The sequence below is a fragment of the Streptomyces sp. WAC04114 genome (genome assembly GCF_019733245.1).
In the GTDB taxonomy this organism is placed as follows: Bacteria; Actinomycetota; Actinomycetes; order Streptomycetales; family Streptomycetaceae; genus Streptomyces; species Streptomyces massasporeus_A.
Window position 1 is genome coordinate 25,682 of sequence record NZ_JAIGQA010000070.1, and the last position, 9,344, is coordinate 35,025.

At 73.8% G+C, this 9,344-nt stretch carries 6 protein-coding genes; all 6 read right to left on the reverse strand.

What is annotated here, in order from left to right; translation table 11 throughout:
- Nucleotides 1–5: 5 nt before the first annotated feature.
- Nucleotides 6–959 carry a bifunctional riboflavin kinase/FAD synthetase gene (locus K4G64_RS19705; protein ID WP_221757336.1) on the reverse strand — a complete coding sequence of 318 codons (954 nt, stop codon included), beginning with the start codon at nucleotides 957–959 and terminating at the stop codon, nucleotides 6–8.
- 169 nt (nucleotides 960–1,128) lie between these two features.
- Nucleotides 1,129–4,533, reverse strand: coding sequence for a trypsin-like peptidase domain-containing protein (locus tag K4G64_RS19710; RefSeq protein WP_221757337.1), 3,405 nt, complete (start codon nucleotides 4,531–4,533; stop codon nucleotides 1,129–1,131).
- Nucleotides 4,534–4,794: 261 nt separating this feature from the next.
- Nucleotides 4,795–5,700 carry a tRNA pseudouridine(55) synthase TruB gene (truB, locus tag K4G64_RS19715; RefSeq protein WP_221757338.1) on the reverse strand — a complete coding sequence of 302 codons (906 nt, stop codon included), beginning with the start codon at nucleotides 5,698–5,700 and terminating at the stop codon, nucleotides 4,795–4,797.
- The gene (gene rbfA, locus K4G64_RS19720) at nucleotides 5,697–6,149 is read right to left on the reverse strand and encodes a 30S ribosome-binding factor RbfA (RefSeq protein WP_185012189.1); all 453 of its coding nucleotides are present in this window, start codon (nucleotides 6,147–6,149) and stop codon (nucleotides 5,697–5,699) included. Before rbfA ends, truB begins: the two co-directional genes overlap by 4 nt.
- A 32-nt stretch (nucleotides 6,150–6,181) precedes the next feature.
- Nucleotides 6,182–6,475, reverse strand: a complete 294-nt coding sequence (locus tag K4G64_RS19725) for a DUF503 domain-containing protein (RefSeq protein WP_097221188.1) — start codon at nucleotides 6,473–6,475, stop codon at nucleotides 6,182–6,184.
- 133 nt (nucleotides 6,476–6,608) lie between these two features.
- Nucleotides 6,609–9,344, reverse strand: a 2,736-nt coding sequence (gene infB / locus K4G64_RS19730) for a translation initiation factor IF-2 (protein WP_221757339.1), incomplete at its 5' end; no start/stop codon positions are given.

Sequence of the window (9,344 nt, forward strand, 5' to 3'; positions counted from 1 at the left end):
GCGAACTAGGCAGCCCCGTCGGCCGCCACCAACTCCCTGCACTTGTCTACGTCCTCGGACATCTGCTCCAGGAGACCCTCGAGCGTGTCGAACTTCGCCTGCCCCCGCACGAACGCCAGGAAGTCGACCGCGACATGCAACCCGTACAGATCGAGCCCCACCCGGTCGATGGCATACGCCTCCACCGTGCGCTCGGTCCCCTCGAACTGCGGATTCGTCCCCACGGAGATCGCCGCCGGCATCGCCTCCCCCTGGGCGTGCAGCCAGCCGGCGTACACACCGTCGGCCGGGACGGCCGTGTGCGGCAGCGTCTCGACGTTGGCAGTGGGGAAGCCCAGTTCGCGCCCGCGCTGGGCGCCCCGGACGACGACGCCCTCGACCCGGTGCGGGCGGCCCAGGATCTCCGCCGCGCCCTCGACGTCGCCCTCGGCGACCAGTCGCCGCGTCAGCGTCGAGGAGAACGGCTCGCCACCGCCCGCCTCACCCGTCACGTACAGGTCGACGACCTCGACCTCGAAGTCGTAGATCTTGCCCTGCGTGGACAGGAACTCCACGTTCCCGGCGGCCTTGTGGCCGAAGCGGAAGTTGGGGCCCTCGACGACCGCCTTGGCGTGCAGCTTGTCGACGAGGACCTTGACGACGAAGTCGGCCGGGGACAGCTTCGAGAACTCGGTCGTGAAGGGGAGGATGAGCACCGCGTCCACGCCCAGGCCGGCCATGAGTTCGGCGCGGCGGTGGTGCGGGGCGAGCAGCGGCGGGTGACTGCCCGGGCGGACGACCTCGCTGGGGTGCGGGTCGAAGGTGACGACCACGGCGGGCACGCCCAGCTCCCGGGCGCGGTCCACGGCATGCCGGATGATCAGCTGGTGCCCGCGGTGCACTCCGTCGTAGGAGCCGATGGTGACGACGCTGCGCCCCCAGTCCTGGGGGATGTCCTCCAAGCCACGCCAGCGCTGCACTGTGCCTGCTCCTTGTCGAAAGCTCGTCGAACCCGTGTCCGGTCGTTGTTCGTGATTGCCTCGTGCGCAGGTCTAAGGGTGCCATGCCGGGTGCCTCCTGCCAGCATCGGCATGGGGGCTGTGACAGGGCGCACGGCACCGTACTGCGGCCCGGCGCACGGCAGGCCGGTCAGGCCGGGACGCCCGCGCCCGCCAGGTTCTCGATCATCCGGTGGGAACTGGGCCCGACCAGGGCCGCCCACTCCTCGGGCGCGTCGGTCAGCCAGGCGGCCGCGCGGGCGGCGAAGCCGGGCACGTGGCGGCCCAGGTCGACCAGGGCGCGGTCGAAGCGCGTGGCGCCTTCCGGGGTGCGCACGAGGAGCAGTCCGATGCGGTGGACGAGGTCGCGCTGGTCGTCGCCGCCATTGCGGGCCGCGGCGTTCAGCAGCGCGTCCAGGACGTCGGTGTCGTGCTCCCGGGCGAGGAGCGCCTCGCGCAGCTCGCGGCGCAGCGGGCGCGAGGCGGGGACGCCGGGCGGGCTGAGGACGTCGGCGAGGGCGCAGCGCAGCCGCACCGGGCCGTCCTCCAGCAGGCCGGTGACCAGCGGCAGGAGTACGGACCGGGCGGCGGAGCCCCGGTCGAGCCGCTGGTCCGCGTAGGCGGCCACCTGCCCGGCGAGCTCGGGCCGCTGCCGCGCCGCCCGGCACACCAGCGCGGCGACCCGCCGGGCCAGGCCGGGCGGGGTGGCGTCGGCCAGTGCCCGCAGCGCCTCCTCCGCCTCGGGCCGCTCCAGCCGGGCCGCGAAGGCTCCGAGGACCGGTTCGGGGTCGGTCAGCAGGGCTCCGGCCAGCGCGTCCGGTGAGAACCGCGGGTCGCCCGCCGCGAAGTGCTCCAGCGCGCGGGGGAGGTAGCGGGCCCGGGTGTGGGGGTCCTGGACGAGGAGGGCGAGGGCGCCGCCGTGCAGGGCGCGGTCGGCGGGGTGGGCGAGCAGGGTGAGGGCCGTGTAGCGCAGGAGGGCGCGGTCACCTCCGGTGCTCACGTGCGGTGCGACGCGCAGTCCGTACGCCACCGCCGCGCTGCGCCGGGCGGGCCGCTCGTCGCGCGCCCACCGGTCGACGGCCCGGCACACCGCCGACGGTTCCTCCTCGGTGAGGACGGCGAGCAGTTCGTCGGCTCTCGGGTGCGCACGGTCGACGAGGACGTCCGTCAGCTCGTCCAGGGCGCCGTGGCGGTGGGTGTGCAGCAGTGCCTGGGCGGCGGTGGCGACGGTCGCGTGCGGGGTGGCGGGCAGCGGCTGCTCGTCGTCGAACCAGCGGGCCAGCTGCGGTTGCACGGTGGTGGGGTCGGCGGCGAGGAGCCCGGCGACGGCGTCGAGGAAGCGGGGCCCTGCCTCGCACGGCGGCCCGTCGGCGTGGACCAGCCGGCGCAGCAGGGCGCAGCGCGTCTCCTCGGGCAGGCGCAGGCCGGTCCAGAAGGCGGGCCCGAGGTCCTCCGGCACGGGCCGCTCCTGGCGCCGCCAGGCCACGATCCGGTCGGCGAGCAGCCGCAGCACCTCCGCGTAGGGTGCCGCGTCGGGCAGGGCCGACAGTGTCCCGGCGAGCAGCCGGGCGGCCCACCAGGAGCGTGGATCGGCGTCCAGGGCGTGCACCAGGTCGGCCAGACGGGAGGCCGGCTGACCGGCGCCGTGCTGCCGGGCGAGGCAGAGCAGGGCCTGGACGACCGGCCCGATGCGGTGGTGCGGCACGGGGTCGGACTGCGCGTCCTCGCCGCGGTGGACGAGGACGTGCAGGGCCTCGTCGAGGTCGAGGTGCGTGCCATGGAGCCAGTCGGCGAACCCCTCGTGCGCGAAGCGGTAACCGGCTCCGGCGGGCACGAGCAGGCCCTCGGCGAGCACGGCCGACGCCCAGCCCGGACAGCCGCCGAGCCGCGCCGGGGCGGGCCCCCACGGGAACACGTCGTCGAACGCCTCCCGGTCGAGGTCCCCCGACCCCGGGCCGAGGCTGCGCCGGGCCGCCTCGTGCACCTGCCCGGCGACCTTGGCGGCCAGCCGGCGTACGGCCGTGCCGTGCAGGCCGTTGCCGGTGGCCAGCCGGGTGGCGATACGCAGGGACATCAGGTCCAGGTAGGCGGTGAAGACGTCGTGCCGGTCGATCGCGGCCCCTTCCGGGGGCGCGGAGGCGGCCGCCAGGACCTCGGCGAGGAGACCGAGCACGAGGGGATTCCGGGAGTCGGCGGGGACGAGGGCGTGATCGGGGACGCCGTGGCTCCGGCGCGCCTCCCGGGCCTCGTCCTCGGTGAGGTCGCCGAGCCGCACGCACCGCTCCGCGGGGAAGGACGCGCTCTCCCAGTACTCCGCCCGGCACGCGACCACCAGCCGGCTTCCCGTTTCCCACAGCCACCGCGCGGTCCCCTCCGCCCAGTCACTCAGCCGGCGGGCCAGGGCCGGTGGCATCTCCTCGGGGCCGTCGAGCAGGAGCAGCAGGGGGCGGCCCAGGGAGCGGGTGAGGTCAGCGAGCCGCTCGGGCGTGATGTCGCCGGGGTCGACGCAGGCAGAGGCGGCCGTCACGGCCGGGGCGGCCCGGTCCAGCACTCGGCGGGCCGCGTCCGCCACCGACGCGTCGCCGTCCCGCAGGTCGCAGCCGCGCAGCCACAGCGTGGGCTGCGCGGCTCGCCGGCGCCGGTCGGCGAGCGCCGCGAGTTCCGTCGTCCGGCCGCTGCCCGGTGGTCCGACGAGGCCGAGCACGGCCGACGGGCCTTCCATGAACGCGGTGAACTCGGCTGCCACGGCCGCCCGTTCGACCGGTGGCGGGACGCCGGGGCCGTCGGGCGGGCCCTCCAGCGCCATCGAGGCGCCGGTCAGCTCCAGCACCCCGGCCGGGTTGAGGTCCGCGCCGTACGCGGGGACGGTCGCCGCGTTCTCGGCGAGCAGCTCGCCCAGCGGCCCCGCCGCTGCGGGGATCAGGGCTCGCAGCGGTACGGCGAACCCGACGTCGCTGTGGTCGGAGCTGAGCGCGGTGCCCAGGACCGCGACCACGGCACCGGTCGCGGCGTCGAGCACCGGGCCGCCGGCCGCACCACCTCCCAGCCGCAGCGCGTCCCGCCCGGCCGTGCCGACCGCCAGCTCCAGCACGTCGTCGAGGCGGTGGAAACGGTCCGTGGCCGCGTACGTCACGGTGGCCGGGCCCAGCACCCGCGCCTCGCGCCAGCCCCCGGCGGCGATCCGGACGTAGGCGCCGGTCCCGGTCCCCTCCCGCACGGTGACGGGCAGCGCAGGCACGCCGAGCCCCTCGGTCCGGACGAGGGCCAGGTCCAGCGCGGGCAGCGGGGTGACCGCGTCGGCGGACACCACCCGGCGGCGGCCCCCGGCGCCGTGCAGGACGAGCCGGGGCAGGCCGTCGACGGCCTCGTGGCTGGTGATCAGAGTGCCGTGGTGGTCGGCCAGGAAGCCGGTGCCGCGAGGGCGGCCGGCCAGGTCGTGGATCCGCACGAGGGCGTCCGCAGGGGCCGCCCCGTCCTCGATTCCCGCTGTTCCGGGGCGGTCCGGCGAGCCTTGTGGACTGTCGTCCGTCTCCCGGGACCCGTTTCGCGACGCCATCGTCGAGCCTCCCCGCCGTACACCCGTGCCCTCGTGTTCGACAGTAGGGGCGGGATGATCAGCGGGACAGATCGCTCCGCGAAAGCGCCCCCTTCCGCTCCCCCGGTTCACTCCGAGCGCCCGCTCGGACGGGTGAAGGAGCGGGGGCGGATGGATACACCCTAGGGGTGGGGGAACCGAGGGGGGACCGTGGAGCGGCGGCAGTGGAGGTATCCCGTGGCCGCCGCTCCACGGCGGACACCCGGTCCCCCGTTTCCTCCGTCAGGCGAAGACGGCCAGGCTCCTGGCCTTGCCCCGCTGCTCCTCGACGAGCGCCAGGAAGCGGCCCTCGGGGTCGAAGACGGCGACGGGGCCGGCGCCCGCGTACGTCTCGGGCATCTCCAGCCGCACGCCGTTGGTGAGCAGCTTGGCCCGCCGGGCGTCGACGTCCCAGCGGGGGAACGCGGCCGTGGCGGCGTCGGCGATGGGCATCACGGTCAGCTCCTGCTGGAGCTGGTCGAGCGTGCGGGCCGCGTCCAGCTTGTAGGGGCCGACGCGCGTGCGGCGCAGGGCGGTGAGGTGACCGCCCACGCCCAGCCCGGCGCCCAGGTCACGGGCCAGGGCCCGGATGTAGGTGCCGGAGGAGCAGACGACCGAGACGACCAGGTCGAGTACGGCCGTGCCGTCCTCGGCGACGGCGTCCCGGACGTCGTACACGCCGAAGGAGGAGACCGTGACGGGCCGGGCCGGGATCTCGAACTCCTCGCCCTCCCGCGCCCGCTTGTAGGACCGCACGCCCTTGATCTTGATGGCGCTGACCTTGGACGGCACCTGCATGATGTCGCCGGTCAGCGCGGCGATGCCGGCGTCGATCGCGTCGCGGGTGACCTTGGAGGCGTCCGTGGAGGAGGTGATCTCCCCCTCGGCGTCGTCCGTGAGGGTGTTCTGCCCCAGCCGGATGGTGCCCAGGTATTCCTTCTCGGTCAGCGCGAGGTGGCCGAGGAGCTTGGTGGCCCTCTCGACGCCGAGGACGAGGACGCCCGTCGCCATCGGGTCGAGGGTGCCGGCGTGCCCGACGCGTCGTGTCCTGGCGATGCCGCGCATCTTGGCGACGACGTCGTGCGAAGTGAAGCCCGACGGCTTGTCGACGATGACAAGGCCGTCGGGCGTGGTGTGCTTCTGGGTCATTCGGCGCTGTCGTCCGTCTCGTCGTCCTCTTCGGGCTTGCGGTACGGGTCGGCCTCGCCGGCGTACTTCGCGCCCGCGGACGCCTCGCGCACCTTCTCGTCGGACTGGCGCGCCTTGTCGAGGAGGTCCTCAATGGTGCGGGCGTTGTCCGGGAGGGCGTCCATGACGAAGGCCAGGGTCGGCGTGAACTTCACACCGGCGGCCCGGCCCACCTCGGAGCGCAGGATGCCCTTGGCGCTCTCCAGGCCGGCGGCGGCCGCCGCGCGCTCCTCGTCGTCCCCGTACACCGTGTAGAAGACGGTCGCCTCCCTGAGGTCACCCGTGACCCGGGTGTCCGTGATGGTGACGTGCGAGCCGAGCCGCGGGTCCTTGATCCCGCGCTGCAGCTTCTGGGCCACCACCTCTCGGATGAGGTCCGCCAGCCTCTTGGCGCGCGCGTTGTCGGCCACTGGTCCGTCTCCTTAAGTGCTTTCTTGTTGCTTCAGTCTTCGTCGCTGTGGAGCCTGCGTCGAACCGAGAGCAGTTCGACCTCGGGCCGCCCGGCGACGAGCCGCTCACAGCGGTCCAGTACGTCGGTGAGGTGTCCCGGCTCCCCCGAGACCACCGCGAGCCCGATCTCGGCCCTGCGATGGAGGTCCTGGTTCCCTGTCTCCGCCGCACTCACCCCGTACTTGCGCTGGAGTTCGGCCACGATCGGGCGGACGAGAGAGCGTTTTTCCTTGAGCGAGTGGACGTCGCCGAGGAGCAGATCGAAGGACAGAGTCCCCACGTACATGTGTGTATCCGGATGTCCCGCCGGTTCGGGGTACGGGCGCCACGCTTCGACGCGAATACGGGAACCGTACACGCAACGGCCGGGGCCGATCGACGGAATAAGTCCCGTCGATCGGCCCCGATCGTGGCTCAGGTCAGACGCGCGGCTTCTCGCGCATCTCGTACGTCGCGATGACGTCGTCGACCTTGATGTCGTTGAAGTTGCCGAGGTTGATACCGCCCTCGAACCCTTCGCGGATCTCGGTGACGTCGTCCTTGAAGCGACGCAGACCCTCGATGTTGAGGTTCTCCGCGACCACCTTGCCGTCGCGGATGAGGCGCGCCTTGGTGTTGCGCTTGACCTCGCCGGAGCGGATGAGAACACCCGCGATGTTGCCCAGCTTGGACGACTTGAAGACCTCGCGGATCTCCGCCGTACCGAGCTCGACCTCCTCGTACTCCGGCTTGAGCATGCCCTTGAGGGCCGCCTCGATCTCCTCGATCGCCTGGTAGATGACCGAGTAGTACCGGACGTCGACACCCTCGCGCTCGGCCATCTGCTGCGCACGCCCGGCGGCGCGCACGTTGAAGCCGATGACGATGGCGTCGGAGCCCATGGCCAGGTCGATGTCGGACTCCGTGACCGCACCGACACCACGGTGCAGGACGCGGATGTCGACCTCTTCGCCGACGTCCAGCTGGAGCAGCGAGGACTCGAGCGCCTCGACGGATCCGGAAGCGTCACCCTTGATGATCAGGTTCAGCTGCTGGACCTCGCCGGCCTTCAGCACCTTGTCCAGGTCCTCCAGCGACACGCGGCGCGTGCGCTTGGCGAACGCGGCGTTGCGCTCACGGGCGGCGCGCTTCTCGGCGATCTGACGGGCCGTACGGTCCTCGTCGACCACCAGGAAGTTGTCGCCCGCACCCGGGACGTTGGTCAGGCCCAGGACCTGAACCGGCGTCGACGGGCCGGCCTCGGCAACGCTGTTGCCGTTGTCGTCGTGCATCGCCCGGACGCGGCCGTACGCGTCGCCGACCACCATGGTGTCGCCGACCCGCAGGGTGCCTCGCTGGACGAGGACCGTCGACACGGCACCGCGGCCGCGGTCGAGGCGGGACTCGATCGAGATGCCCTGCGCGGGCTGGTTCGGGTTGGCCCGCAGGTCGAGCGAGGCGTCCGCGGTGAGGACCACGGCCTCCAGCAGGGAGTCGATGTGCAGACCCTGCTTGGCGGAGATGTCGACGAACATGGTGTCGCCGCCGTACTCCTCGGCCACCAGGCCGTACTCGGTCAGCTGACCGCGCACCTTGGTCGGGTCGGCGCCCTCGACGTCGATCTTGTTGACCGCGACGACGATCGGGACCTCGGCGGCCTTGGCGTGGTTGAGCGCCTCGACCGTCTGCGGCATGACGCCGTCGTTGGCCGCGACGACGAGGATCGCGATGTCCGTCGACCGCGCACCACGGGCACGCATGGCGGTGAACGCCTCGTGACCCGGGGTGTCGATGAAGGTGATCTTGCGCTCTTCGTCGTTGACCTCGGTCGCGACCTGGTAGGCACCGATGTGCTGGGTGATGCCGCCGGCCTCGCCCGCGATGACGTTCGTCTTGCGGATGGCGTCGAGGAGCCGGGTCTTACCGTGGTCGACGTGACCCATGACGGTGACGACGGGCGGGCGGACCATCAGGTCCTCCTCGTCGCCCTCGTCCTCGCCGAACTCGATGTCGAAGGACTCGAGGAGCTCGCGGTCCTCCTCCTCCGGGCTGACGATCTGAACCGTGTAGTTCATCTCGCCGGCGAGGAGCTGCAGCGTCTCGTCGGAGACGGACTGCGTGGCCGTCACCATCTCGCCGAGGTTCATCATGACCGCGACGAGCGACGCCGGGTTGGCGTTGATCTTCTCCGCGAAGTCGGTGAGCGAGGCACCGCGCGACAGGCGAACGGTCTCGCCGTTGCCGCGAGGCAGCATCACACCGCCGACCGACGGGGCCTGCATGGCCTCGTACTCCTGGCGCCTCTGCCGCTTCGACTTGCGACCACGACGCGCGGGACCGCCGGGACGACCGAAGGCGCCCTGCGTGCCACCACGGCCACCGGGACCGCCGGGACGGCCACCGAAGCCCGGACGGCCACCGCCACCGGGACCACCGGGACGACCGGCGAAACCGCCGCCACCGCCACCGGGACCACCGGGACGACCGGCGAAACCGCCACCGCCGCCACCGGGACGACCGGCGAAGCCGCCGCCACCCGGGCGACCGCCGCCGCCACCGGGACGACCGCCGCCGCCGGGACCGCGGCCGCCGGGGCCGCCGCCGCCGGGACGCGGGCCGGCAGCAGGACGCTGCGGCATCATGCCGGGGTTGGGACGCGGGCCGCCGGGGCCGCCGCCGGGACGGGGGCCGCCACCCTGCGGGCGGGGCATGCCGCCCGGGGTCGGACGCGCGCCGCCCGGAGCCTGCGGACGAGGACCGCCGCCGGCACCCTGCGGACGGGGACCGCCCTGGCCCTGGCCCTGCGGACGCGGGGCACCGCCGGGGGCACCGGGGCCGCCCGGACGCGGGGCACCGCCCGGACGGGGCGCCTGCGGGCGCGCCATGCCGGTGGAGCCACCAGAGGTGAACGGGTTGTTGCCCGGACGGGGACCCGCCGGACGGGCACCGGGACGCGGGGCGCCGCCACCCGGACGCGGAGCGCCGGGACGGTCGCCACGGTCACCACGGCCCTGGCCGCCCTGGCCGCCCTGGCGCGGAGCACCCGGACGCGGCGACTGGCCGGCCGGACGCGGGGCGCCCGGACGCGGGCCGGAGCCCTGGGACGCGGCCGGGGCGGCGGGCGTCGACGGGGGCGCCGTGAACTCGGGCGCGGACGGAGCCGGGGACGCCGGGGC

What these genes read in the sequence shown, in the direction of transcription:
- K4G64_RS19725 (WP_097221188.1), bottom strand. Translation starts at nt 6,475, where the DNA reads ATGTACGTGGGGACTCTGTCCTTCGATCTGCTCCTCGGCGACGTCCAC.
- truB (WP_221757338.1), bottom strand. Translation starts at nt 5,700, where the DNA reads ATGACCCAGAAGCACACCACGCCCGACGGCCTTGTCATCGTCGACAAG.
- K4G64_RS19710 (WP_221757337.1), bottom strand. Translation starts at nt 4,533, where the DNA reads ATGGCGTCGCGAAACGGGTCCCGGGAGACGGACGACAGTCCACAAGGC.